Below are 325 nucleotides of genomic sequence, written 5' to 3' on the forward strand. Positions count from 1 at the left end.
TATTCGCCAGCCATTATTTTTGGTGCTGATAAGCCTCAAGATGCTCGGTAGTACAAAAATAATGCTGATTTTTCTGTATTGCTTCCTGCTCTAACAAATGCAAGCCACATTGTTCACAGCGCACCATTTTTTCTGTTTTCTCGATTCGCCTCTCATTTTTTATCTGCCGGTATAAATTCCGGAAAATGACATATAAAAGCAGGCCTATCGCCAGCAGGATCAAAATTCGCATGGTTTACCTCAAAAAAAAGGGCATCCGATATAGGATACCCTTTCTTGATCAGTTAACGATAGAACTAGCCGCGTGAAGCGCGTTTACGCTCGC

The 325-nt window shown here is 41.8% G+C and carries 1 protein-coding gene; it reads right to left on the minus strand.

The genetic code is table 11. The features are described from left to right. Positions 1-13 precede the first annotated feature (13 nt). The gene (locus B3O33_RS06675; RefSeq protein WP_292361712.1) at positions 14-232 is read right to left on the minus strand and encodes a PP0621 family protein; all 219 of its coding nucleotides are present in this window, start codon (positions 230-232) and stop codon (positions 14-16) included. Positions 233-325 lie beyond the last annotated feature (93 nt).

Source organism: Methylophaga sp. UBA1464, from assembly GCF_002325665.1.
Classification (GTDB): Bacteria; Pseudomonadota; Gammaproteobacteria; order Nitrosococcales; family Methylophagaceae; genus Methylophaga.